We start from the raw sequence: 26,272 nt of genomic DNA on the forward strand, positions 1-26,272 counted from the left end.
AGGCGTTATTCCTTATATTTATTTCTCTAAGATTCTAGGGAGTGTGATGCCCCTTTGTCCTTGATATTTGCCACCTCTATCTTTGTAGCTTACTTCACACATTTCATCACCTTGAAAAAACAGCACTTGAGCGATACCCTCATTTGCGTAGATTTTGGCAGGCAATGGCGTAGTGTTGCTAATCTCAATAGTGATATGCCCCTCAAATTCTGGTTCAAAAGGCGTTACATTGACAATGATTCCACACCGCGCATAAGTGCTTTTGCCTAGACAGATTGCAAGCGTATCGCGTGGCATTTTAAAATACTCCACCGTGTGTGCGAGCGCAAAGGAGTTTGGCGGGACTATGCAAAATCCATCTTTTGCTTCTTTGGTGATGACATTATTTTCGTGGAAATTTTTGGGGTCTACCACCATAGAATCCACATTGCTAAATATCATAAATTTGCTTCCCACGCGAATATCATAGCCATAGCTTGAAAGCCCAAAAGATACGATATTTTTGCCCACTTGCTTCTCGCAAAATGGTTGTATCATATCGTGCTCTAGGCTCATTTGTCGTATCCAAGAATCACTCTTTAGCCCCATTTTACACTCCTTAAAAATTTTATATCTTTTGTAGAGAAAATGTGGTATTATAGCAAGTTTATTTTTATTAGCACACCTAAGGTGTGTAATCTCACAAAAAAGGCGGAAGATGAACTTAGCAGAAATTAAAAAACTAATGGAATTTTTCGATGAGCGCGACATCGCCAAACTTAGCGTGAAAAACGGCGACTTTGAGTTAAAAATTGAAAAATATGCTACACCAAGTGCTAGCACACAAGTAAGCATTCCAAGTGCTCCTATACCCCCTCAAGTCCAAGAATCCACCCAAAACACAGAATCTCACAAGGCGACACCTGCACAAAGTAGCTCAAGTGGCGATTTTATCACTTCACCAATGGTTGGCACATTTTACCGATGCCCAAGTCCGGGTGCTTCGCCCTATATCAATGTGGGCGATACAGTCAAAAAGGGACAGACTATCGGCATTATTGAGGCAATGAAAATAATGAATGAAATCGAAGCAGAATGTGATTGCAAGATTCTCTCTATTGAGGTTGATGACGCTACGCCTGTCGAGTTTAGCACCAATCTTGTAAAAATCCAAAAACTCTAAAAGTAGCCCTCTATGAAGTCTAAAAAAATACAGCGAATCCTTATCGCCAATCGCGGTGAAATTGCGCTTCGTGCTATCCGCACGATTCAAGAAATGGGCAAGCAGGCTATTGCGATTTACTCTACTGCGGATAAAGACACGCATTACCTTGATATAGCCGATGCTAAAGTCTGTGTGGGAGCGGAGAAGTCCTCTCAAAGCTATCTTAATATCCCAGCCATTATGAGTGCAGCAGAGCTCTTTGAGGCTGATGCGATTTTCCCGGGATATGGATTTTTAAGTGAGAATCAAAACTTTGTAGAAGTCTGCGCGCACCATAATATCGAGTTTATCGGTCCTAGCAGTGAAGTAATGGTGCTAATGAGTGATAAATCTAAAGCAAAAGATGTGATGAAAGAAGCGGGTGTGCCCGTGATAATGGGAAGTGATGGCGCACTCAAAGACGCGAATGAAGCCCAAAAAGTAGCGAAAGAAATCGGCTATCCCGTGATTTTAAAGGCTGCTGCTGGAGGTGGAGGGCGAGGAATGCGTGTGGTAGAAAAGCCCGAACTCCTAAAAAATCTCTATCTAGCCGCTGAGAGTGAGGCTCTAAGCGCGTTTGGTGATGGGACGATTTATATGGAGAAGTTTATCCGCTCGCCTAAGCATATCGAAGTGCAGATTCTCGCGGATAAGCACGGCAATGTCCTCCACATAGGCGAGCGCGACTGCTCTGCACAAAGACGCCAGCAAAAGCTCATCGAGGAAGCTCCCGCTGTGGTGCTAAAGCCAGAAGTGCGCCAAAGATTGCTTGATACCGCAGTCAAAGCAGCCAAGCATATCGGCTATGTGGGAGCGGGGACATTTGAGTTTTTGCTTGATGCGAATTATGAGGATTTTTACTTTATGGAGATGAATACCCGCTTGCAAGTTGAACACACGGTAAGCGAGATGATAAGCGGGCTTGACTTAGTCGAGTGGATGGTGCGCGTGGCAGAGGGCGAGAAGCTCCCAAGCCAAGAGGAAATCACATTTAAAGGGCATAGCATAGAATGCAGAATCACCGCCGAAGACCCTGAGAAATTCTACCCCTGCCCGGGTAAAATCACTAAATGGATAAGTCCGGGTGGTGCGAATGTGCGCCTAGACACGCACGCGTATGGTGGCTATACCGTGCCTATGCACTATGATTCTATGATTGGCAAGCTCATCGTGTGGGGAAGCGATAGGAATGAGGCGATTAGGCGAATGCACCGCGCACTTAAGGAATTTTGCATTGAGGGCATTAAGACCACTATCCCATTCCATATCAAAATGATGGAAAACAAAGATTTCCACCTCTCAAAAATCCATACCAAATACTTAGAGCAAGAGTTTTTAAAATAACTTATTTTCAATAACCCTGTGGTGTGAATCACACCACCCCACCACTTAATGCGATGATTTCACACTATGCTAAAGATATTTTTGCAGGATTTGGGATTTGGTGCGTTCTAACGCAGGGAGGGTGGAATCTAGCGCAGATATTTTGGATTCTATGCTTTCGATGCAAGCAATGATTTTTTCTTGCTCGCGTAAAGGTGGCAAGGGGATTTTAAGCGATTTGATTCGGCTAATCGAAGCGCGTAAGTTTCGACTAAATCCAAATTTGCGCCCTTCATTTTCTAGCCCAAATCCCGCGATTCGCATATTTGTGCTTTTGTCTTTAATGCGTAGCACTCCGCAATGGTCGGTAGGATAAAACGGCGTATTTTTCGGCACAAAACCTATCATAAAGTCGCCATCAATCCCCCAAAGCACGCTATCTCTGTCATAATCGCCTAGTTTTTCTAGCAATTCTTTGTTTATAAATCCAAAGGGTTTGGTTACATTTGCGCTATACACAGGGATTTTGCCTTGCTCGTGCAATTCACTATCAAGCACTCGTTCGCCGATTGTTAGCTCAAAAATGTCGCCATTGCTTAAAGCGACTTTATCCCAACCCTGTTTTGGTGGTGTGGGGAGGGATTTTAGTAAATCCGTCATTGCGAGATTTGACGCAGTCAAATCGTGGCAATCTATATTCTTGTCATATTGAGGCTTTGAAAAAGCCGAAATATCTCTATTTTGTGGATTTTTGGATACTTCCCCTTCGCTTTGCTCAGGGTCAGTATGACAATCGGTGTGGATTGCCACGCTCATTTCATTCCCTCGCAATGACGAATCGGGGGATTGCACCCACCCCCTAACCCCCTCCGCAAGGGAGGGGGAAAGAGAGAGTGGCGACTCCGCAAGGGAGGAATCAAAATAAGCCCCTCCCCTTAGCCGAGAGGTTTGGGGTGGTGTGTCATTCACAAAAGACAAATCAAGTCCCCTCCCGCAGCACGAGGGCGATTTAGGGGTGGGTAATATTTTAAAATCAAGGTTAGATTGTAGCGTGGTGATTTGGGATAATAGAGATTCTATAAGTAAATCTGTGTTTGTGGATTGCCACGAATCGCTTCGCGATTCTCGCAATGACGGCATAGATTCCCCCTTGATTGCAGAGGATTCTCCTCTTATTTCCCCCTCCCTTGCGGAGGGGGTTAGGGGGTGGGTATCGCTTATGCCACATTTATTTAAAATCGCGCTAATTAAATCCCTATACAACGCGATTAAGTCTTTTATATGTTGGCTTTGGGATTCTACGCTCTCGCATTCGCTTATGATTTGGCGTTGGATTTCTAGGGGCGGTTTGGGGATTTTTATATTTTTAAATTCTGTTTTTTGTAAATGTTTTAAGCCCATTCCTTTAAAGTAAAATTCGTTAATTATAGGTGTAATATTTTCTAAAAGCAAGTAAATAAATTTTGTAAAAAATTCATTTTCATTACGGCTTTTAATTGCGTAAGTATCGGTAGAATAGGCACTTTCCCCGTCATAAAATTGCACTAATGCGTTTCCGCCTGTGGATAAAAATATATTTTCTCCGCTTATCAATGCTTCATCGTAGCGATAAATGTTTAGCCCACTTGTGTAAAAAGGATATTTGCCTTTTGTGTTTTCTTTGACTTGATTGACTTGAATTTTTGATTTTGGATTTTCTGCTATTGCTTCGCCTAATCTTACCATCTCAAATTTAGAATTTTCAAAAAGATTATTTGCGCTATTTTGCGTGGCAGGATTTAGACTAATCGCTTTGCTAAACTCTGCGCGGGTAAAATCAAGCATAGATTTTATATCGCTTACAAAAAGACTATAAGAATCTGCTTCTTTGCTTTGTAGATTTGATAAAATCGCTTCTAGCTCACTATGTATATCTTGCGAATCTAAATCTTGCTCTTGGGCGCGTATAAAAGATTTGATACCAAAGGCAAGTTTGCTTTTGTCCTCTTTGTCATTTGGATTATAAAGTGGGGTGCTAATGTATTTGACAGAGTTGATATTGCGCAGGGCTTCTTTGCTTTTCTTTTCCTCATCGCTGTCATCTTTGCCCTCTTTTAACTCATCGTTTTCTAGCGTGGTGGTTTGGTATTTAATCCCCTCATCGCCCTTGCGTTTGCTCCAATCATAGCCTAAAAATTTGACTATATTTGCTTTGTTGCTTTTGTTTTGGGTGTTTTTGTCATTTGGGCTTTTTAGCACAAGCACTTTTTCATCGCAAATAAGCGCGTAATAAAGCATTTTTTCTTGCTCTAAATGGCGAATCTGCGCTAAAAACTGCTTCACATAAAATGCCTTTGTAGCTTCTTTAAATTCTGTGCTTTTTTCAAAATTATGAAGGGCTTGTTTTGATTCTTTTGGGCTTAGGTCTGGCATAAAAAAGCTTGATTGCTCAAATAAATCTTTTTTGTCGCTTTCTTTAATAGCTACTTTTTTAAACACTTTTGGTTTAGTGGAGTCAAAATCGCTTTTGTAGTCTTTGAAAACTTCATTTTGTGCTAGATTTTGTGCTAAATCGCCTCCACCCATAAACGCTCTAAACTCATCATAATCATAGCCCACAAAATCACAATATTCCCTCAAAAGTCTTTTTTATCAAAATCATTTGCTATTCGCTCGTCATCAAATTTTGTTTCTTGCAAAGCGCAAATCAAATCTTTGGCGTATTTTTCTACCCTCTTGGCAAAAAGAATGATTGTCTGTGTGCCTGTGGAGCCAAAAGTGCGTGAGTTTAGCTCGACAATGGCGAGAAGTTTAAAATGTGCAAATAAAATCTCGCGCGTTTTTTCATAGATTTGTCCTTTTTGCAATACACTTACAGGTAAGACCAGCACCAAAAGCCCATTTTCTTTTAAAAACTGCTTTGCACGCTCGATAAAAAAGCATTCAATAGAGCCATTTTTGTCATAGCTTTTGGTATCGATGCTTTGACTTAGCTCAAAATTTGCTAATGCTTTTTGCGTAAGCGTGCTTAAAAAGCCTTTGACAGAGTAGGGTGGATTTGAAATGATTATATCAAAACTGCCATTTTCAAAATCCCTAGCAAATGCTTCTTTGACAAAATCTAGGGCGTCTTGAAAAATCACTTGTGTTTGACTTGCATTATGCAGGACACAGGCTGTTTTGGCGACTTTGCTTAAATCTTTGTTTTTCTCGATGCCATAAAGTTTAGCATTTTGATTGTGCGTGATAAATTCTGTCAAAAAATGTCCCGCTCCACAAGCAAAATCTAGCACTTTTGGCTGTGATGAGAGCATAGGCAATGAGGAAATAATAAAATTTGTAATAGGCGTAGGGGTAAAAAATCGCCCCTCTGTTTGATGCACAGAGCGGTTTAAAAATCCCTCAAACAAGTCGCCTAAAAATTGATTGTTTTCACTTTGGGTAATATAAAAATCTTGGATAAGGTTGCTTATTTGAATAAGCACTTTGAAGTTAATAAAAAATTCCTCCTCATTTTCGACTTCGATGAAGTTAAATTTTTTGATATTAAAATACTTTTGTTTGTCAAAAATGCTTTCAATTTTGGCTTTAAATTCTCCTTTGTAGCGTTTGGCTTGGGTAAAAAGAGAATCTATTTGACTTTTTGAGATATTGACAACTTTTTTCTTAAAAAGCGTGTCAATGCCTTTTTCGTAGAGATTTAGCAATCTATCTATGTAGTGAAAAGGATTGTCATAACTCACGCCTTTGTAATAAAACTGCAAATCTTGCGGGTTGCTTTGCTCATCGATGATTTTGCATAAAAATAAATCCACAAGCACATAAAATGTGTTTTCGTAGTTGCCTATGGCGTTATTTCGCAAAATAGTAGCAAATGTGTGATAAATGTTTGCAATCTCGTTGTAAGGGACGACTTGTAAGTCGCTAAGTGTGTATTTTTCTTTGCCTACTAAATATGGCAAAATATCATCTTCAAGCAATCCTTTTGTCGTAGTGGCAAACTGATAAGTCTCGCTCCACACTTTGAAATAATCTTTAGCATTGGCGTTTGCAGAATCCTCAAAGCCTAGTTTTTGTTTGTCTTTTTCTACTCCGTCATTTACAAGCTGTAAATGCTCTTTATTGTCTTTGGTAGTGATAATGTAGCTTTTGTAAATAATTTTGTTTGACGCAAAATCAAAATCATACGCTAAAAGGCACAAAAATGGTGTTTTATTTACCGCGTAGTAGCTAAAAAGCTGTCCGCCATCTTTAAGCATATTTTGCCATTCTTTGTCAAATTCTTTGCCATAGGTTTTGTTTTCAATCAAAATAAGATTTTCAAAATTTTGATTAAGCACCAAAATATCGCCATAGACTTTCTGATTATGTCCGACTTTGAAAGTCGGCTCTAAGATGATATGCCTTGCTTCATAACCTTTGCTTAAAAGTCTATCCACAGCCAAAAGGCAGACAAAATTTTCATTTGAGGTTAAATTTGTCGTGGTGTGGCGGTGGATAATAAAGCCATTGCTTGGTTTATCTTTGCTTGGATATTCTCCCTCGCTAAACCTCTCATCAAGCGGGAGGTAGCTGATTGTTTTTGCTTTAAAATCAACTTTTAGAGTAGTAGTATTCCCCCCCCCCCCCGCTAGGGATTTTTGCGCTTTGAAAGTTTTGGTGAGAATCTGCGCGCTAGATTCTACAAATCCAAGTGAGAGAAGCAAATCTTGCAAGTTATCTTTGGTTATCATTTGTGCTCCTTTGGCATTTAATTTGATTGTAATTAAGCCCTCTACATTTATAAATGTAGAGGAGATTTTGCGCATAATTGTAGCAAAATCTACCCAAGTGCTAATCCATAACTAGAGAGAATCTCTTTTGCCTCTTGCATTGCTTCATTTGTGGGCGTGGGGAGATGTGCTAGCTTGTAGCGTAAGCCTAGTTGCTCGTATTTGTGCGCGCCTAGCTGGTGAAATGGCAGGAGTTGCACTTTTTGCACGCATTGCAATGAGCGCAGTATCTCGCCTAATGCGTGGATTTTATGCGTTTGCAAAGTGTGCTCTGGCACGCAGACAAAGCGCACCCACACGGGCTTACCCACCTCCTCGCAGTAGTGAAGCGTCTTTAGCGTATTGTTGCCACTCGCCCCTGTTAATCCCACACAATCGCGCTCATCTACTTCCTTAATATCGAGCAGAAGCATACTTGCCTCATCTATGCACTTTTTGGATTTTTCGATAGCGACACTCCCACTCGTATCAATCGCAGTGTGAAATCCAAGCCATTTTAGCGCGACTAAAAAATCATATAAAAACTCGCTTTGTAGCAGTGGCTCGCCCCCTGAAATGCTAACCCCGCCGTTTTGATAAAACTTTTTATGAGGCAAAATCTTTTTAAGAATATCTTTGAGATTCATCTCAACTCCGCTGTGTAAATCCCAAGTATCAGGGTTATGGCAGTATAAACAGCGCAAGCGACAGCCCTGCAAAAATAGCACGAAGCGCACACCCGGACCATCGCTCCCCCCAAAGCTCTCAAATGAATGCACGCGGGCTTTTATGTCTTTATAACGATTTAAAAAATCCTGCAAAATGATTGTTTTCAACGCTCTTACCCTTAATGCCTTTGATGGGATAATTTGTTACACATTGTATTTCTTATGTAAAATCCACAACGCCAAAATCTTAGCACAACTTGGCTACAATAACCCTCTTAAAAACCTAATAAAACCAAACAACACAAGCAAGATACGAGCAATACAAAGGACACACTATGCACACTCCACAGCTAGCACAGATTCTCAAAGATAGCGAGTATAGATTAGAGATTTTTAGCCAAGAAGCCATAAAGAATCTAGAGGCAAACATTGTCGTTAAAACGCTAATGGGGGGGGGAATAAACATACTTACTACGCGCCCTGCCTAGTGCGTGGCAAAGAAATCAAACTCACCCCAGAAGAGATTATCCGCCAACTTTACCTAGACAAACTCATACACGAATACGGCTACCCAAAATCGCGCATTCAAGTCGAATGTGCCATTCATTTTGGGCGCGAGGTAAAACGCGCAGATATTATCATAATGGATAAACTCCAACCTACCACGCCTTACATAATAATCGAAGTCAAAAAGCCCAAATTAAAAGAGGGCAAAGAGCAGCTAAAAAGCTATTGCAACGCCACAGGCGCGACTATGGCGGTATGGTGCAATGGCAGTCAAATTAGCTACTACCACCGCAAAGACCCAAACTATTTTGAGCCAATCCCAAATATCCCCACGCAGGATAAAAGCCTAAAAGACATTTTGCAAGAGGATTTTACATTTAGCGATTTGATAGCAAAGGACATTCTCCGCACGCAAAAAACAAGCCTAAAAAATATCATTTTAGATATGGAAGATGAAGTGCTAGCAAATGCGGGTGTAGATGTGTTTGAGGAAGTGTTTAAGCTTGTGTTTATCAAACTTTATGATGAGCTAGAGAGTGCGCGAAATGCCACGCGAAATCTAGAATTTAAAAACTACGGCGAATCAGATTCTGAGCTAAAAGCAAAAATCGAAAAGATCTTTGACAGGGCAAAAGAAAAATGGGAGGGCGTATTTAGCAAAGATGATAAAATCAAGCTCTCCCCATCGCATCTTAGCGTATGTGTCGGCTCACTAGAAAATGTCAAACTCTTTAACTCCAACCTAGAAGTCATCGATGAAGCCTTTGAATACTTAGTCAATAAATCCGCCAAAGGCGAAAAAGGGCAGTATTTCACCCCGCGCTATGTCATCGATATGTGCGTAAAAATGCTAAACCCAAAACCTTATGAATCAATGATAGACCCTGCAAGTGGGAGCTGTGGCTTTCCCATTCACACTTGCTTTTATGTATGGGAGCGACTTTACAAAGACAAAGGCTTAAGCCAAAGCCACCTTTTCACCGCAGAATCCAAAATCGCTGAGTGCACCGACTATGTCAAAGAAAAAATCTTTGGAATCGACTTTGATGACAAATCCGTGCGCGTCTCAAAAATGCTAAACCTCATCGCAGGCGATGGACACACCAATGTGCTGTATCTAAATTCTATCGATTATGAGCATTGGGAGGAATGGACCAAAAATGACGAATGGGAGGATATTTACTTTGAAGGGTGGAAACGGCTTAAAAAGCTCCGTGCCGAAAGGGACGCAAATAGAGATTTTAACTTTGATATTTTGATGGCAAATCCCCCGTTTGCAGGGGATATAAAAGAGAGCCGAATCTTAGCGCGATATGAACTCGGCAAAAACGCAAATGGCAAGGCACAAAGCAAAGTGGGGCGCGATATACTCTTTATCGAGCGCAACTTAAATATGCTAAAAGATGGCGGGCGAATGGCTATTGTTTTGCCACAGGGCAGGTTTAATAATTCTAGCGATAAATATATACGCGAATTTATCGCGGACAAAGCGCGGATTTTAGCTGTGATAGGACTTCACGGCAATGTTTTCAAACCCCACACAGGCACAAAAACAAGCGTGCTAATCTTGCAAAAATGGGGCGGTGTCGATGAAAATGGTGGCAAAAATGGCGATAAAAATGGGGGCGAGCTTTGCCCCAAAACGAGCGATTACAACATTTTCTTTGCGACTATGAGTAAGCCTAGCAAGGATAATTCTGGCGAGAAAATCTACCTAAAAGACGCGCAGGGCGATTTTATTTTGGATTCGCACGGGCATAAAATCATTGACCACGATTTGTTTAACCACGATGGACTGACGCAGGACGGAATCGCCGAAGCGTTTATCGATTTTGCAAAAGCTGAAAATCTAAGCTTTTGGCGCGAATCAAAATAAAATCAAACACAAGAGAATTTTAGGTAAAATTGTGTGCTAAATGCTTTTTTGGAGTGAATAATGAAATATAAAATCTTTTGTGATGAAAGCAACCATTTGGATTACAAAGATAATCCCACGCTAAAATCTAACATTATGGTTTTAGGTGCGATTCGTGTGGCAGAAGAAGAAGTAGAGCAAATCAACAAACATATAAAATATTTAAAACATAAACACAACTACCACAAAGAATTAAAATGGACAAAGCTACATATTTCCCAAAAGCCCTTTTATGACGAATTATTAGACTTCTTTTTTAGCGAAGTATGCTTAAAGTTTCAAGCCCTTTTAATACCAAGCAAAAAGAATTTAAAGCACGATATTTATAATGATGGAAGTGCAGATTTGTTTTATTATAAAATGTTTTATTATGTTTTTAGAAATTTATTTGAAGCAGAAGTCAATGTAGGTGAGAAAATTGACGCAAAAATTTATTTAGACTATAAAGATTCAAGATGTGGCACAAGAATGCAACAATTAAAAGAAGTTTTACAAAGCAAATATAAAGACAACTTAAATGTGGAAGTCTTTACAGCCAAATCACACGAATCAAATATTATCCAACTTGTTGATTTGCTGATAGGGGCTATCGCATATCAAGCAAGAGAGGACTTGGAGCATAAAAGTGAAATCAAAAATTATATAGTCAATATCCTTGAATCAAAGCTATATAATAAAAGCCTTAAATTAAGCACACCACCTTGGGAAAGTAAATTTAATATTTTTAAAATAGAATTAGGCAAAGGAAAATAGCCAATGTATCCTTGCCTAGATTTTGCACAATGCGTCTGCGAAAAAGATAAAATAGCCCTTGCTTATGAAATTTTTTGTCAAGATTTCATACAATCTCAATGCTTTTTAAATACAATCTTAATTGACCCAAAGTGTCATAACAAATTACAAAAAGAAAATTTAGAAATAGAGGAAACTTTTTGGCATATCATAAGCAGAAAAAATGCCAATTTAAGGCTTTTTGATGAGCAAAGGGCAAAAAGAATTCAATGGGTAAAGCGCATTATAAACGATTATGACAAGCCACATATTAAAATGTTTTATTTTTATGAAACTGACGGCAAAATAAGACTTTATTTGTGGTTATATGCCCACGACTTTGTCGTCATTTTAGAAAAAATTACCACGAGAAATAACACTGCATTTATTGTTACAAGTTTTTACATAGACAATGATAGAAAAAGGCAATCATTTGCGCGTAAATATAGCGACTATACAAACGAAGTAGATTTAAGGCTAAGGGGTTGTGAATGGTTTTAGCAAGGTTTGGTGGAGCGTTACGGCAGCTCCAAAGCCACCTCTTTCTACCATCGGTAGTTGAGCGTAGTTATTTTAATTCAAACAACCTAATATTTAGCTTAAATCGACAAAATAAATAAACTATGTGAAAAAAGGTGGCAATAATGCAAAATGTAAATAAATCACTAAATGAATCCTTACAGGCGAAATATCCGCATTTGGAGATTGCCATTCTTTCGCTCTCACAAGTGCAAAAGGATAATGAAAGTAAGCGCATTGATAGCGAGTATTTTAAAAAAGAATATTTGGAAAACGAAGCAAGGCTTTTAAATTTAAATCCTATACAATTAAAAGACACGGATATTTCAATTAAGCACCCAGCCGAGATTCAAAGAAACTATGTAGATTCTGAAAATGGCGTATGGTTTTTTCGCACACAAAATTTACGACCTTTATTCATAGATTCTGAAAGTAATCAAGTTTTTATATCAAAACAAGATGCGAAAAGACTAGCAAAGAATCTTATACAAAAAGATGATATTCTAATCACTAGAACGGGCGCAAATTGTGGAGATTGTGCAGTTTATAATATTGATATAGAAACAATAGCTTCTTCTCATATTTTAATAGCTAAAAATTCGTTTTTTAATCAATGTTTTTTGGCTGTATTTCTAAATACTCAATACGGGAAAAAGCAAATAAATATGGGCATTTATGGCGGATTACAACCAGAGATAGCACCATATTATTTGAAAAATATTTATGTCCCCCAATTTTCGCAAGATTTTCAATTAGAAATCCAAAATCTAGTCCAAGATTCGCATAAGGCATTAGAGGATTCAAAGGTGCTTTACAAAGAAGCGGAGAATTTATTATACGAAGCATTAGGGTTAGATTCACACAATCCCCTTGAATCTTTGCAAACCTATTGTCATACTGAGAGCGTAGCCCGAAGCATCTCAAATAACCCACAAAATAGAGATATTTCGCCTTTTTCACAGGCTCAATATGACAATTTAGATTCTTCGTTTTCTACGAAAGCTCAAAATGACAATGTTATGGATTGCCACGAAAATTCTAACGAATTTTCTCGCAATGATACCTTATCTTGTCATACTCGCTCCCCACTTTGTCATGCTGACCGTAGCGAAGTATCCAAAAATACAAACACAATTTCGCAAAACCATTTAGATTCTTCGCTTCGTGCTTCGCACTTCGCTCAGAATGACAATGTAAATTCCCCCTCCCTTGCGCGTGGCGATTCCCAATTTTCCCCCTCCCTTGCGGAGGGGGCTAGGGGGTGGGTTGAAAAATACCCGCATTTAAATCTCTCTATCCGCCCACTCTCCCAAAGCTATGGCATAAGTGGGAGACTTGATAGCGAATATTACCAAACCAAATATGATTTAATGGAATCCAAAATCAAGGACTATCAAGGCGGGTATTTTCAGTTACAACCTAGCGAAATAAAGGATTCTAACTTCACGCCAAAAGCACGGGAACAATACCGCTATATCGAGCTTGCAAACATAGGCAACAACGGCAACATAAGCGAACCTTTGGAGGATTTAGGCGAAAATCTGCCAACAAGGGCAAGGCGCAAGGTAAAAACGGGCGATTTCATAATGTCATCAATCGAAGGGAGTTTGGCAAGTTGTGCGATAATCACGCCTGAATTTGATAATTGCCTTGTATCAACGGGCTTTTATGTGTTGGATTCGGCGAACTTAAACAGCGAAACTTTGCTGGTTTTGTTTAAATGCGCATTTTTTCAAGAGTATTTGCGCAAATTTCCAAGCGGCACGATTTTAACGGCGATTTCAAAAGATGAATTGCAAAATATCCTAATCCCAAAAATAGATTCCGCCACACAAGAGCAAATCGCCTCCAAAATCCAAAAATCTTTCGCCCTACGCAAAAAATCAAAAGATTTGCTACAATCCGCTAAAGCCAAAGTCGAGCAAAACATAGAAAATAGCGCGAAATAGAGATTTTACTTCGCGCTAAGTGCTACGCTAATATGACAATAAAGAGCTAGATTACCACGATTTTGCAACTTTTGACAAAGTCGCAAAATTTCGCAATGACAAACCCACCTCCAAAATCTACATTTTCTCGTGGAATGTCCTTGAGATGACATCGAGTTGTTGCTCTTTTGTGAGTTTGATGAAATTTACCGCATAGCCACTTACACGAATGGTAAGCTGGGGGTATTTCTCGGGGTGCTCCATAGCATCTTTTAGCATATCTTTTTGCAAGACATTGACATTGAGATGATAGCCCTCATCAGCGAAATACCCGTCCATTAGTGATACTAGATTTTGCTCCTGCGCTCCACGGTCGCTCCCTAGCGCACTTGGCACGATAGAAAATGTATTTGAAATCCCATCTTTTGAGTATTTAAACGGCAGTTTTGCCACAGAGCAAAAGCTCGCCACACAGCCGTTTGTATCGCGTCCGTGCATAGGGTTTGCCCCCGGGGCAAATGGCTCTCCTGCTTTGCGTCCATCGGGCGTAGAGCCTGTTTTTTTGCCATAGACGACATTTGAGGTTATGGTTAGCACGCTCATTGTGGGGGTGGATTCTCGATAAGTTGGGTGCAAAGCGAGCTTTTGAGAGAAACTTTTTACCAAATCTACTGCGATGCTATCCACTCTATCATCATCGTTGCCATATTTTGGATAATCCCCCGCAATCTCAAAATCCACCGCTAGCCCCGCTTCATTGCGGATAGGCTTGACTTTAGCGTATTTTATCGCAGAGAGAGAATCCGCTATCACGCTAAGCCCCGCGATTCCCCCTGCCATAGTGCGCACCACTTCTTCGTTATGCAACGCCATTTCGATTCGTTCATAGCAGTATTTATCGTGCATATAGTGAATGACATTAAGCGTGTTGATATAAAGCCGTGCTAGCCAATCAAGCACAATATCTAGCCGCCCTTTCACCTCATCATAGTCCAAATATTCGCTCGTTATAGGAGCGAGCATAGGGGTGACTTGAATGCCTAGCTTTTCATCTTTGCCACCATTTATGGCGTAAAGTATGGCTTTTGCGAGATTACACCGCGCCCCAAAAAACTGCATTTGCTTGCCGATTTTCATCGGGCTTACGCAACACGCAATCGCGTAGTCATCGCCAAATTCCTTTAGCATTATCTCATCGCTCTCATATTGAATCGATGAAGTATCAATACTCACCCGTGCGCAAAAATCCTTGAAATTCTGTGGCAATCGTGTATTCCAAAGCACGGTCATATTTGGCTCTGGGGCTGGTCCTAGATTATAAAGCGTATGGAGGAAGCGATAGCTCATTTTGGTTACAAGCGGGCGTCCATCAAGGCACATTCCCCCGATACATTCCGTAACCCAAGTGGGGTCCCCGCTAAAGAGTTCATCATACTCGGGCGTGCGCAAAAATCGCACCATTCGTAGCTTCATCACAAAATGGTCTATCATTTCTTGGATTTCGCTCTCTGTGTATTTGCCAAGACTTAAATCACGCTCGGCAAAAATATCTAAAAATGTGGAGATTCTCCCTATGCTCATTGCTGCGCCGTTTTGCTCCTTTATCGCGGCAAGGTAGCCAAAGTAAAGCCACTGAATCGCCTCTTTTGTGTCTTTTGCAGGTGCAGAAATATCAAAACCATAGCTTTGTGCCATAATTTTTAGCTCATTTAGTGCCTTTATCTGCTCTGAAATCTCCTCTCGCAAGCGAATCACTTCCTCGCTCATCACATCGGGGGTGAGCTTTTTTTTGGCTTTGGTTTTCTCTTCGATAAGCCTATCTACGCCATAGAGTGCCACTCGGCGATAATCCCCGATGATTCTCCCTCTGCCATAGGCATCGGGGAGTCCTGTGATGATTCCCACTTTTCGCGCTAAAAGCATCTCATCGCTATATGCGTCAAACACGCCGTCATTATGCGTCTTGCGATATTTAAACACATTTGCCACTTGAGAATCTTCTTTTTTGTTGTATGCTTTAAGCGAATTTAGCACCATACGATACCCGCCAAAAGGCATTATCGCACGCTTTAGTGGCTCATCGGTTTGTAGTCCCACGATAACTTCTAAATCTTTATCAATATAGCCCGCATTATGCGAAGTAATGCTAGAGATAATATCCGTGCTGACATCATACACGCCCTTGCGCTCTCTCTCTACTTTCATTAGTGCGCAAACCTGCTCCCACAGTTGCTTTGTTGCATTTGTAGGTGCGCTTAAAAAACTCTCATCGCCCTCATAAGGCGTGAAATTTTTGACGATAAAATCACGCACATTGATTTCATCTTGCCAGATTCCCTTTTCAAATTCACCTAAGATTTGCACTTTTGTATTTTCGCTCATTCCTCGCTCCTTTCTTTTGTAGGCTGTGATTTTTTGCCTTAAAAGATTCTTAAAACAAATAGCCTTAAGATAGAATCTTACAACCTTGTTGCTTTAGTAAAACTTAAAAAAATATAAAACAAAGGAGTTGAAGCAAAACTTCAACAAATATAAAGAAGATAAGAAAGAAAAATTTAAAGGGAGAGTTCATCTCCCTTTAATGCACTTAGTGTGCGCCTTTGTAAGTAGTGATTTGAGAAGTTACTTTATCCACTTCTTTAAAGTTGTAAGGCTTTGTATTTTTATCAAGCTCTAGTAACTCTTTTGGCGCAGGACCATTGACATTAAGGTGGTCATAGTATCTATCACCCGCTTTTTTGCCATTCAAATCCACTTTGTAGGTAATTTCACCCGGATTAAACTTCTGTATGTCTTCAAAGCCAAGGTCAGAAGTTTTAAAGCCTTTGATTCCATTATCGCTTGCAATCTCTACAAGTTTAGTTTGACCCATTCGCGCCATTTCCACAGCTTGCAGTAGCATTCTACTTGCTTCGCGTGGATTGTGGAATCCTGTTGAGTTCTCAGCACCCACGAAATCTCCTCTCATTTGTCCTCTGCGGTGTAACTCTAGTGGCTCTGCGAGGGCTTTAGTGATTTTTTCATCATCAGCCTTACCTTCGGTTTGATATGCTGGGAGCTTGCCTAATTCCTCGCGCAGTCGCTTAATATCTTGGATAAGGCTCACAGTCGCATATTCAGCACTTCTTAAATCATAGGCGACAGATTTTTGAATATCTGCAATTTGTGCTTTAAGATACTCTTCTGGTTGAGTGTGGCAAGTCTTACACGCCGCGTTAATTTCATTAAGCGGTGAAGTAATGTTGTGTTGAGTAACTTTTCTTCCACCTGTTCCTTTTACATAAGGCATATGGCAATCCGCACAAGCTACGCCATTTTGCGCGTGCACGCCACCGCTAAAGAGTTCGGTCTCTGGGTGTTGGATTTTAAGCATTGGTGCTTTTGTAATTTTGTGTTGCCAATCTTGCTTAAACACACCATCTGCTCGTGCTTTGTCATAATGCTCATCAAACATTTCGATTCTAAAAGCCTCGCCCTTTTTCCACGCTGACCAAGGGAATACAAGGTTTTGTCCATCGACTTCAATTTCGATTGGTTGATTTCCATTGCGCCATACATCGTATTCCTCATAAGTTTTTTGCTCACCATTAAACCACTTAGCATTTTCATCTTTAGAAATGCTCTCGCCTGTTACGGTTACTTTAGTGCCTGTTGGACGGAAATAATACTCCACATGGCATTGCGCACATACAAGCGTTCGCATTTCTTTTCTATCGGCTTTCACGCCTTGATACTCATCTCGCTCATACCCTCTAAAATCAACAAGAGCATTGATAAGTGCTGGTCTTGTGATTCTAAGTCCCATACCATCAGGATTATGGCAATCCGCACAAGTAACGCCCATTCGAGTTCCTCCGTGTGGTCCTCTGTGCTGGTCATCTCCTTCAGTTGCACCATTTACAGGAGGCACGCCTTTAATCATAGTCCAATATTTCGTAGAGTTAAATCGTGTAAAATCTCCACCAGCAGCATTTTTGATAAGCCAAGGTGTCCAACCACTATGGCAGTTCATACACGCTGCAGGCTGCCCTCCAAACTTCGCAAATCCGTGTGCATTAAGAAAATCTTTGTTATTCCTTGCTGTATCCATTTGATCGACTTGAATCCAAAAGTGCCCTCGCTCCTCATTTGCATCAAGACTAAACGGATAACCAGCCCAAAGTTGTGTAAGTTGCGGATAACGAATAAGTTTTGAATACGCCAAATTACCGCCATAATTTGTGTATTTAGGCTCTTCTTTCTCCACAATAAGATACATATCTAAATATTCTGGAAGTTTCTCCCCCACCAATCAAATGTCGGATTATCATCGCTAAGCTCCACCACATCTTTAGAAGCCACTTTTGGGACTTCCGCGCTCTTTTTGCCAATATCGTAATTAAACCAAAGCAAGCCTATCACGACAATCACAGCCAAAACAACAAGAATTGGCATCATATTACTTTTACTCTGCATTTCTTCACTCCTTCACTCTATTTTTAGAATTTAATGACACTTAAAAGCCACGCTTATGCCCGACACTCTCGTGGCAAGAGACACAGCTTAAACTCCGCACATCTGAACCTCCGTGAGTAGTAGCATTGATAGCATTACTCGCGACTTCAGTGTGGCAACTGATACAATTTTGCTCTACAATCTTTTTGCTCGTTTGATTGGCTGAAAGATTCACAGGCAATTCATCAAGTTTAAAGGTAAAAGCGTAGGCGTGTCCTACTCCGCTTCGTGCCTTTGCTATCCATTTAGAGACAAAGCTATGAGGCAAATGGCAATCTCCACAAGTCGCTCGCTCCTTCCCAGCGACTACAAGAGAATGCGAACTCGCAAGATAATTGTCATACACTTCATTCATTATATGGCAATTATTGCACGCCTGCGGGCTGTCGCTAAAATATGAAAAGCCTTTGGCATTATAGAAAGTGTAACACCCACTCACCACAATGACAACAACCAACAAGGCAAAAATCTTGGATAAGAGAGACGAATTGTTGCTTGAACTCAAAACTCCTCCCTTAAGACTTTGTTGTTAATGTCTATAAACCTAAGACTTTTTCAAAAATAAATCATTTTTGGGAAGCCCTAGATTCTTAAATACTTAGACACGATAGGAATTTTAATATATCTCGCTTTAAAGATTCCTTAAATCCATTTACTTTTTGTTTATTTTCTAAAAAAAAAAAACACTATCGGTTACAATTTGCTACAAAACATAATACAATACCCTCTTATTTTAGGGTTAATTTTATAGATTGATTTAAGGAGCAGCGATGTTTTCTCACTTGGATTGCGTTATGAATGCGACAAAAAATAGTGGCGTTGCCTTTGGGATTAGTAATCGTCTTGGTGGCGTGAGTAATGCGCCATTTGATAGTCTCAATCTTTCTTTTAATGTGGGCGATAATCAAAATGCTGTGGCAAAAAACATTGATTTACTCTTGCAAAATTTTGCTAAAAATGGACAGGATTTGCCGTGCATAAAAGATTGCAATCGCTTATTGCGCACTGATAATGTGAATTTCCTCACACAGATTCACAGCACAAACTCAATCACTATCACCAAACCTAATGGCATACACAACGCTGGAGAGGCTGATGCGCTTATCACTAACCAAAGGGGGATTAACCTTTTAATCCTCGTAGCAGATTGCAATCCTGTGCTCTTTTTTGATAAAAAAAATTGTGTTGTAGCCATTATGCACGCTGGAAGAGAGGGGGTTTTTAGACATATTTGCACGCACACTTTTACACAAATGCAAAAAGCATTTCACACCAATGCGAGCGATATTTTTGCCTTTGTGGGAGCTGGGATTAGGCAGTGTTGCTATGAAGTGGGCGAAGACATTGCAATGAGGCTTAGCACGCAACAAAGAGAATCTTACACGCGCAAAACACCCAAAAATTCTTATATGCTTGATTTAAGCGCAATGTTACGAGATGAGTTCATTTCGCTAGGCATTATTGATTTTTATATATCTCAAAATTGCACGCATTGTGATAAGTCATTTTTCTCGTATCGCCGAGATGGTAAAAGTGGTCGTTTTGGACTTATCGCACAAATATTTTAAAAAAGTGTATTGCCTGCATTGCTAAAACCAAGCAACTCATAAGTCTTAATGGTGGCGATTCTCCCCCTTGCAGTGCGCTCTAAATATCCTTGTGAAAGCAAGTAGGGCTCAATAACATCTTCTATGGTTACCTCATCTTCACTCATTGCTGCTGCGATAGCGTTTAATCCCATTGGACGGCGTTTGTTTTGCGCTAAGATTCCAAGATAGCGCAAATCAAGCTCATCAAAGCCCATTTCATTGACACCGAGCTCATTAAGCGCGTATTGCGTGCGTTCAAGCGTTATAGAATCTTCATTAGCCACTTGGGCGTAATCACGCACTCTTTTTAAAAGCCTAAGTGCGATTCTTGGCGTGCCACGAGAGCGTTTGGCAATTTCTTGCGCGGCACTTGCGTGCAAATCTTTATTGAGCTTTTTGGCCGCACGCATCACTATCTCACTAAGCTCACTTGGCTCATAAAATTGCAATCTAAAATTCATACCAAATCGCTCACGCAAAGGATTGCTTAGCATTCCTGCTCGCGTAGTCGCGCCAATGAGGGTAAAACGGGCTAAATCAATTTTAAGTGTTTGGGCTGCAGGTCCGCTCCCAATGATAATATCAAGCCTAAAATCTTCCATTGCAGGATACAAAATCTCTTCAATCGCAGGACTTAAACGATGAATCTCATCAATAAACAAAATATCCCCATCACCTAAATTGGTTAAAATCGCGGCTAAATCGCCAGATTTTTCTATCATTGGCGCGGCACTTACTTTGATAGTTGCATTCATTTCATTGGCGATGATATGGCTTAGTGTCGTCTTGCCAAGTCCGGGAGGACCGAAAAATAAAATGTGGTCTAAGCATTCATTGCGCAGCTTTGCGGCTTCGATAAACACTTTAAGATTTTTTTTTACACTCTCTTGCCCGATATAATCCTCCCAAACACTCGGACGCAGTGAAATGTCATTCTCTTCTAAATCAATTTTTTGCACTTCTATGATTCTGTCTAGGCTTACCTTTTCCATTTAATAGCTTTCCTCATCATTTGGGAATCTCCGCTCTCTCACATCGCTAGCATAGTTTTGAATTGCATTGTGTAACAGCTCTTTGCCATTAAGGTAACGGCGCACAAATTTGGGTTTAAACGCATCAAAAAAGCCAAACGCATCGCTCCATACTAAGATTTGCCCATCGCAATCCACACCCGCGCCAATGCCAATGGTTGGGATTGTAAGGCTTTTTGAAATCTCTGCGCCAAGAGAACTTGTAATACCCTCAAGCAAGATTCCAAACGCGCCTACACGCTCGCATTCTTTGGCAAGATTAAGGAGATTTTTTGCATTCAGACTATCTTTGCCTTTGACTTTGTAGCCACCCTCACCTCTCACGCTTTGCGGACATAATCCAATATGAGGCATAATGGCAAAGCCCTCTTTGACTAACGATTCTACAATATCTAGCTTATCCTCGTTAATCTCAAGTTTTAGCGCATCGCAATTTGTTTGCGTATAGAATCTTAGGGCATTTTTGAGTGCCTTTTGCGTTGTGGCATAGCTCCCAAAAGGCATATCGGCAATAATAAACGCTCTACTTGCTCTAGAGCACACCGCCTTTGTATGATAGAGCATATCGCGCACGCTTAAGCCCAAAGTGTCGTGCTTGGCATTAAAGCTCATATTAAGACTATCGCCTACTAAAATCACATCGACAACCTCATCAAAGATTCCAGCCATTAGCGCATCATAGGCAGTTATGGCAACTATCTTTTTGCCATCTTGTTTATATTGTCTCAGTGTGTTAAGCGTTATTTTTTTCATTTTTTCTCCTCTTTGCGTGTGGTGGCACAGATTTCGCGTGCAAGCAAATATATACCAAAACTCCAAGCCCAGCGACAAACATCACTGCGCTTAAGATTTGCCCCATTGAAAGCCCAAAAGCATAATATCCCATTTGGGAATCTGCCTCCCTAAAAAACTCACAAAAAAAGCGCGCTAAAGCATATCCAATCCCATAAGTAACGCAAAGCGCACCTGTTTTTTGGACTTTTTTAAAGACAACAAACATTATCACAAAAAGCACAATCCCCTCAAAAAATGCTTCAAAAAGTTGGCTTGGATAGCGCAACTCATCATCAACCAACACACCCAAAAATCCCAAAGCAGAATCTTGCGGGATAACGCGTCCAAAAAGTTCTTTGTTGAGAAAATTTCCTATCCTGCCAAGAGTATAGGCAAGAGGGATTGAAAATGTGGCTAAATCTAAAATGCTAAGCAAGTTTTGTTTTTTTAATATGCTAAAAGCAATCGTAGCAACTAAAAACCCTACAACACCGCCGTGATAACTAAATCCAGCAATCCCAATAAACTGTCCCTGTGCGTTAAAGGGATTAAAAATATCAAGTGGGTGGATAAGATAATACCAAAGTCCCACATCACTATAAACCGCGAGATACCCAAGTCTCGCTCCTACAATCACGCCAATTTCCGCCCATAAAAAATATGATTCTAAAATCTGTGAGGATATATTGAAGCGATTTGGATACTTTTTGATAAAAAATGAAGCGATAAAAAGTGCGCCAAGCAAAGCAATAACATAACATAAGCCATACCAATGCACCTTAAGCCCAAAGACTTCAAACGCGATTGGGTCAAAATGTGCATAAAAGACATTCCACGCATTGAGCGAGTTCATTGTTCATCCTCTTTGATTTTAACCGCAAATAAATCTGATAGCCCAATCTCTTCAAGGAACAAAAACGCCCTAAGAGAATCCACTACTACTTCTAATTCTAATTTATCGTGCATTTTTAGCTTCGCAAGCAAGCCAAGCACATAGGAATTAAGCGGATAACTTCGCACAAAATAGATTCTAAAAATCTCGCAATCCATTCCATATTTGCCCTCTTTGTCTTTGTTTTTGAAAGCTTGCAAATAGAAATACAATTCTTGCTTGAAGTCTAAAAAAGTATGGTAGTTGCTAATCTTGCCAACCACCCTAACAATATCGCCACCCTCCGCTAAAGACACTTTTGAGATAGTCATTCATATCCTTTTAATGTTATGCAATATTTTTTGGGTGTAATTTTAACAAGTCTTAGGGTGCAAAATCTATAAATTATGTGCATTCCTCTACCATTTTGTGAAAAACTCCTACAAAATTTGTAACGCGGTGCTTGTGATGATTTTACACGACTTTTTGATTCCATATTTTTATACAAGCGCGAGGACAAAAGAATCTGCGGAGTAAATATGGGGGTAAAAACACAACGCAGGGCAAATCTTTTAGGCGTTTGTGAAGTGTGAAACCCACTCGCTTTGTTTTGGATTAGGCTTTGCGTAGAAATTTTCACAAAAATCTTATGTTTATGGTGCTTTTTGGATTCTCGTTTTAGTTGAGAAATTGATAAACTCGGAATCTTTTTGCCATAAAAATTATGCTCCATTATATTGCTAAGAGTTTCAAACGCACTTACCACCCACTCACTTCCTTTATCTCCCTTAAAATACTGCTCCAATGTGGCGATAAATCCACTTAGATTCTCTACGCTGGGGCGCAATGTGCGATAGAGCATTATAACTCAAGCTCTTTGGGTGGATTTGCAATGATGTCATAGCCCAAAAGACTAATCTTGTAGGCGTGGAGCATAAGTCGTGGTGCGCTTATCCCGCCATAGAGGCTATCGCCAACTATTGGGTGTGAAAGAGAGTGCAAATGAATGCGGATTTGATGAGTCCTGCCCGTCTCAATGACAACTTTAAGCAAAGTCTTTTTGCCTATAATGCCTATTGGCTCGATATGGCTTATTGCCTCTAAGCCATTTTTGTCAATCTTTGATTTGGCGAATTTGCCCTTTTTGGTGCTTATAGGTTTGTTGATTGTGTGAGATTCTGCGATTATGCCACTTACTAAAGCCCTGTATTCCTTATACACACGGCGATTTTTAAACTCTAACCTTGCTTTTTTAGCAAACTCACTTCCCTCTCTAACAAAAAGCAACGCTCCACTTGTGTCCTTATCAAGCCTATGGAGCAACACGAAGTCCTTTATATTTGTGTGTGTCAAAGCCCACGATAAAAGCCCATAAGATTCAACAAACGCAGGCTTATCAATGGCAAGCAGATTCTCATCGTGGAGCAAAATACTTGGTGCTCGAACCTCTTGGATAACAAAAGTGCTTTTAGCTGATAAAAGTGTGCGTGCTAGGGGGATTTTTTGTCCATTTGCGAGCACCAATCCTCTATCTATAAGATTCTTAGCGTGTTTGTGGGAGAGATTTTTTGCATTTGCTAGGAGTTTGTAGGCTTTTTCCATTGTGGATTACAAGCAAAAGTTTTTGAAAACTTTTGCTTTTTTGATGTATTAAAATTTTGATTTAAAAGCCAAAATCGGGCAACTCTAAAACTACATACCATTTGCCATCAAAAAGTCTCACATCAACTGGGACAATATCATCTTTGCCATTTTTAAATTCTACTTTTACAGGCACTCTAGCAGCTGTTTTATCGCTATTATACTCTACTTCTTGAGTTTTTATGCTTGCGACTTCGCCCTGCATTTTAAGCCCCATAATACCCATAGAAATTTTAGCACCCATAGATTCACTCTCATCACCGCTAAATTCTTTACCATCTGCCTTGCGCACTTCTTTCATAAGCTCGGGCACTTTGTTATCAACCATTAGTTTTACAAACTCCTCTGCGGCTTTCTCAGGGCTGGAATGACTACCACCACAACCGACAAAAGCTACAAACACTACGCTAAACAACGCCCACATAAAAGACTTTCTAAACATTACGAATCCTTTGAAATAAATTTAAGTCCGCATTGTAGCTTTTTTTAGGTGCAAATGCAAGTGTATTTCAACACTTCTTAATAGTAATAAAGTCCTAAATCTACAAAAATGCGAATCCGCACTTTGGATACAGGGTGTGGATAGTCTTTATATGCTAGCTCGATAGTGCGCTCTGAGTTTCTATCAAGGATTTCATAGCCTGAAGGCTTGATGATTCTCAGTTCAGTAATATCGCCATTGGGGTGTAAATAAAACTCTACGGCACTTTTGCCCTGCTGTCCTAAGCGAATCGCATCTGGGGGATATTTGAGATACCGCTGTGTAATGCGCCCAATATCACGCAAATTATTGATGAGAAAATCTTGCTCGACCATTCCATAATCCCCAAATTCCTCACCATAAAGCTCAAAAATATTTTTTTTAGTAATTTCATCGATATAGCTATGTCGCGCAAATGCTTGAGCGATAGAGCCTCTTTTGCCCTTTTTGGTGGCACTTTGGGAATTAAGCGTAAGGGAGCTTAAATCAATTTTTGTGAGATTTTGCTGTGTTTGTGGCGTGCTTGCTTGATTGAGAGAATCTTTAGGTATGCGGTCATTTTTTTCTTTGGTAGCCTCTGGGATATTTTGCAAAAGTGGAGCATTTGAGGAATTACTCGCTTGAGCGCGCGAGCTTGCATTAAGCTGTGGGCTATTGGCGTTATTTACTCCATCATCACCGCTCGCGCTTGGTGGGGTGAATATATGTCTTTTTGGGGCGTTTTCTATAAAGCCAGAGATTTTAATTTTATTGGGAATCTGTCCTGTCCCACTTTTAAAACGAAGATTTTCAGAGAGGAAATACCACACCAAAAGTCCCACTAAAAGTGCGTGGATAGCAAATGAAAGAGCAAAACAAACACTTAAACGAGAATCATTAGCTCGCATACACCTAGACACTTTGACTTTTGAGTTGCTTTATGCGTTGCTCCTTTTTCTCTAAGAGCTTAGCAAACTGCGTATCTTCAATGATAAGGTTATTGATATTTACGCCATTTGCACCATTGGGCGTATTTGTAGCGATTTTAAACCTATCAATAATAGTGTTATTATTTTGCCCCATTAGCACAAGGTAGCGATAGCCGTTTGTCTCAATAGTGAGAATCTTGTTTTTAGCATCAAGCTTTTTTTGTGCGATGATTTTAAAGCTAGAATCAAAACCATCTATACTGACATTTCCCTTGCTAGCCGTGCCACCAAAGATATTTGTGAAGTTGCCATTTGATTTCACACCGCCTTTCATAGAAGACCTAAGCCAAATAAGCACAGCGATTAAAAGAAGCATAACTCCTACAAGCGCGAAATACCGCCATAAATCAATAGACATAGGCTCGCGCTTGACATCGCTAAGCAATGGCGATGAAGTGCTTGGAGTAGATTCCACCTGTGGGGAATCTTGCTGGGCTTGCGCAGGATTTATCTTTTGCATAGGGCGAGGGGTTTCTAATAATGTATCAAGCGGAGAGAGTGGTGGAGTGGCTTTAGCAAAAGTGATTTTAAAGGTGTTTTGCGCTCGCGTGAGGTTTATGGTAAAATCCTTTGAATCTCCAATACCAAGAATATGCAATCCCTCATCACTGAGATTAAAAATTTGGATTTCTGTGAGAAAGGAATCTTGTATGCGTTCATTACGGCGAGTCTTATAATTCGCACTTACCCCCTCAAAAACTATCGCCCTAAACCCGCTTGTCTCCTTAGTCTTTGGCGTGAGTGTGTAATCAGAATCAAACTCCAAAATCACTTCGTGCTCTCCATCATTGGCATTGACGATAATATCAGCCTTTTTGACATCTACTCCAAATGCACCTATACAAAAAATGCCTATAAGCCATATAATCCTCATTACAA

Annotated in this window: 23 protein-coding genes and 1 pseudogene; 8 read left to right on the plus strand and 16 right to left on the minus strand. The window is 40.2% G+C overall.

Annotation, left to right across the window (positions count from 1 at the left end; genetic code table 11):
• Positions 1–18: 18 nt before the first annotated feature.
• Positions 19–588, minus strand: coding sequence for a dCTP deaminase (dcd, locus tag ACWIUJ_RS05985; protein WP_454150858.1), 570 nt, complete (start codon positions 586–588; stop codon positions 19–21).
• Positions 589–697: 109 nt separating this feature from the next.
• Between dcd and accB the strand changes: the two genes are divergently transcribed.
• Positions 698–1,162, plus strand: a complete 465-nt coding sequence (gene accB / locus ACWIUJ_RS05990) for an acetyl-CoA carboxylase biotin carboxyl carrier protein (RefSeq protein ID WP_454150857.1) — start codon at positions 698–700, stop codon at positions 1,160–1,162.
• A gap of 12 nt (positions 1,163–1,174) precedes the next feature.
• Positions 1,175–2,527 carry an acetyl-CoA carboxylase biotin carboxylase subunit gene (locus tag ACWIUJ_RS05995; RefSeq protein WP_454150855.1) on the plus strand — a complete coding sequence of 451 codons (1,353 nt, stop codon included), beginning with the start codon at positions 1,175–1,177 and terminating at the stop codon, positions 2,525–2,527.
• Between the two features lie 69 nt (positions 2,528–2,596).
• On the opposite strand, the gene ACWIUJ_RS06000 is transcribed toward ACWIUJ_RS05995, so the two are convergent.
• From ACWIUJ_RS06000 to pflA, 3 genes are all read right to left on the minus strand, one after another.
• Positions 2,597–5,125 (minus strand): restriction endonuclease subunit S, encoded by a 2,529-nt coding sequence (locus ACWIUJ_RS06000; RefSeq protein ID WP_454169603.1) that lies wholly within the window; start codon positions 5,123–5,125, stop codon positions 2,597–2,599.
• Positions 5,122–7,218: an HsdM family class I SAM-dependent methyltransferase gene (locus tag ACWIUJ_RS06005; RefSeq protein WP_454169605.1), complete on the minus strand. Its 2,097-nt coding sequence runs from the start codon at positions 7,216–7,218 to the stop codon at positions 5,122–5,124. The genes ACWIUJ_RS06000 and ACWIUJ_RS06005 overlap by 4 nt, the downstream gene beginning before the upstream one ends.
• An 89-nt stretch (positions 7,219–7,307) precedes the next feature.
• On the minus strand, positions 7,308–8,072 hold the full coding sequence (gene pflA / locus ACWIUJ_RS06010; protein WP_454169607.1) for a pyruvate formate-lyase-activating protein: 765 nt from the start codon (positions 8,070–8,072) through the stop codon (positions 7,308–7,310).
• 167 nt (positions 8,073–8,239) lie between these two features.
• Here pflA and ACWIUJ_RS06015 point away from each other — a divergent pair, with 167 nt between their 5' ends.
• From ACWIUJ_RS06015 to ACWIUJ_RS06035, 5 genes are all read left to right on the plus strand, one after another.
• The gene (locus ACWIUJ_RS06015) at positions 8,240–8,392 is read left to right on the plus strand and encodes a hypothetical protein (RefSeq protein ID WP_454169609.1); all 153 of its coding nucleotides are present in this window, start codon (positions 8,240–8,242) and stop codon (positions 8,390–8,392) included.
• Positions 8,392–10,287 carry an N-6 DNA methylase gene (locus tag ACWIUJ_RS06020; protein ID WP_454169611.1) on the plus strand — a complete coding sequence of 632 codons (1,896 nt, stop codon included), beginning with the start codon at positions 8,392–8,394 and terminating at the stop codon, positions 10,285–10,287. Before ACWIUJ_RS06015 ends, ACWIUJ_RS06020 begins: the two co-directional genes overlap by 1 nt.
• A gap of 60 nt (positions 10,288–10,347) precedes the next feature.
• The gene (locus ACWIUJ_RS06025) at positions 10,348–11,079 is read left to right on the plus strand and encodes a DUF3800 domain-containing protein (protein WP_454169613.1); all 732 of its coding nucleotides are present in this window, start codon (positions 10,348–10,350) and stop codon (positions 11,077–11,079) included.
• A 3-nt stretch (positions 11,080–11,082) separates the two neighbouring features.
• Positions 11,083–11,598: a hypothetical protein gene (locus ACWIUJ_RS06030; RefSeq protein WP_454169615.1), complete on the plus strand. Its 516-nt coding sequence runs from the start codon at positions 11,083–11,085 to the stop codon at positions 11,596–11,598.
• A 143-nt stretch (positions 11,599–11,741) separates the two neighbouring features.
• Positions 11,742–13,565, plus strand: a complete 1,824-nt coding sequence (locus tag ACWIUJ_RS06035; protein ID WP_454169617.1) for a hypothetical protein — start codon at positions 11,742–11,744, stop codon at positions 13,563–13,565.
• 117 nt (positions 13,566–13,682) lie between these two features.
• On the opposite strand, the gene pflB is transcribed toward ACWIUJ_RS06035, so the two are convergent.
• The 3 genes and pseudogenes from pflB to nrfH all read right to left on the minus strand — a co-directional run bounded on the left by pflB (position 13,683) and on the right by nrfH (position 18,543).
• Positions 13,683–15,926, minus strand: a complete 2,244-nt coding sequence (pflB, locus tag ACWIUJ_RS06040; RefSeq protein ID WP_454169619.1) for a formate C-acetyltransferase — start codon at positions 15,924–15,926, stop codon at positions 13,683–13,685.
• Between the two features lie 205 nt (positions 15,927–16,131).
• Positions 16,132–17,981: pseudogene (locus ACWIUJ_RS06045) on the minus strand (ammonia-forming cytochrome c nitrite reductase subunit c552).
• Positions 17,982–18,039: 58 nt separating this feature from the next.
• Positions 18,040–18,543, minus strand: coding sequence for a cytochrome c nitrite reductase small subunit (gene nrfH, locus ACWIUJ_RS06050; RefSeq protein WP_454150828.1), 504 nt, complete (start codon positions 18,541–18,543; stop codon positions 18,040–18,042).
• A 265-nt stretch (positions 18,544–18,808) separates the two neighbouring features.
• Here nrfH and pgeF point away from each other — a divergent pair, with 265 nt between their 5' ends.
• Entirely contained in the window at positions 18,809–19,606 is a 798-nt protein-coding gene (gene pgeF, locus ACWIUJ_RS06055; protein WP_454169621.1) for a peptidoglycan editing factor PgeF, read from the plus strand.
• Here pgeF and ruvB read toward each other — a convergent pair.
• The 9 genes from ruvB to ACWIUJ_RS06100 all read right to left on the minus strand — a co-directional run bounded on the left by ruvB (position 19,603) and on the right by ACWIUJ_RS06100 (position 26,267).
• Entirely contained in the window at positions 19,603–20,619 is a 1,017-nt protein-coding gene (gene ruvB / locus ACWIUJ_RS06060) for a Holliday junction branch migration DNA helicase RuvB (RefSeq protein WP_454169623.1), read from the minus strand. The two genes, pgeF and ruvB, sit on opposite strands and share 4 nt — an antisense overlap.
• Positions 20,620–21,411: a 3-methyl-2-oxobutanoate hydroxymethyltransferase gene (panB, locus tag ACWIUJ_RS06065; RefSeq protein WP_454169625.1), complete on the minus strand. Its 792-nt coding sequence runs from the start codon at positions 21,409–21,411 to the stop codon at positions 20,620–20,622.
• Positions 21,392–22,285, minus strand: coding sequence for a prolipoprotein diacylglyceryl transferase (gene lgt / locus ACWIUJ_RS06070; protein WP_454150820.1), 894 nt, complete (start codon positions 22,283–22,285; stop codon positions 21,392–21,394). Before lgt ends, panB begins: the two co-directional genes overlap by 20 nt.
• Complete coding sequence (locus ACWIUJ_RS06075) at positions 22,282–22,635, minus strand: hypothetical protein (protein WP_454150818.1); 354 nt, start codon at positions 22,633–22,635, stop codon at positions 22,282–22,284. The genes lgt and ACWIUJ_RS06075 overlap by 4 nt, the downstream gene beginning before the upstream one ends.
• Entirely contained in the window at positions 22,632–23,165 is a 534-nt protein-coding gene (locus ACWIUJ_RS06080) for a hypothetical protein (protein WP_454169627.1), read from the minus strand. The genes ACWIUJ_RS06075 and ACWIUJ_RS06080 overlap by 4 nt, the downstream gene beginning before the upstream one ends.
• The gene (locus ACWIUJ_RS06085) at positions 23,165–23,905 is read right to left on the minus strand and encodes an RluA family pseudouridine synthase (RefSeq protein ID WP_454169628.1); all 741 of its coding nucleotides are present in this window, start codon (positions 23,903–23,905) and stop codon (positions 23,165–23,167) included. The genes ACWIUJ_RS06080 and ACWIUJ_RS06085 overlap by 1 nt, the downstream gene beginning before the upstream one ends.
• Before the next feature lie 61 nt (positions 23,906–23,966).
• Entirely contained in the window at positions 23,967–24,386 is a 420-nt protein-coding gene (locus ACWIUJ_RS06090; protein ID WP_454150812.1) for a DUF4878 domain-containing protein, read from the minus strand.
• A gap of 77 nt (positions 24,387–24,463) precedes the next feature.
• A complete protein-coding gene (locus ACWIUJ_RS06095) occupies positions 24,464–25,312 on the minus strand; it encodes an energy transducer TonB (RefSeq protein ID WP_454169630.1) in 849 nt (282 codons plus the stop codon).
• Between the two features lie 4 nt (positions 25,313–25,316).
• Positions 25,317–26,267 carry a hypothetical protein gene (locus ACWIUJ_RS06100; RefSeq protein WP_454150808.1) on the minus strand — a complete coding sequence of 317 codons (951 nt, stop codon included), beginning with the start codon at positions 26,265–26,267 and terminating at the stop codon, positions 25,317–25,319.
• Positions 26,268–26,272: the final 5 nt, after the last annotated feature.

The organism is Helicobacter sp. 23-1046, assembly GCF_053654635.1.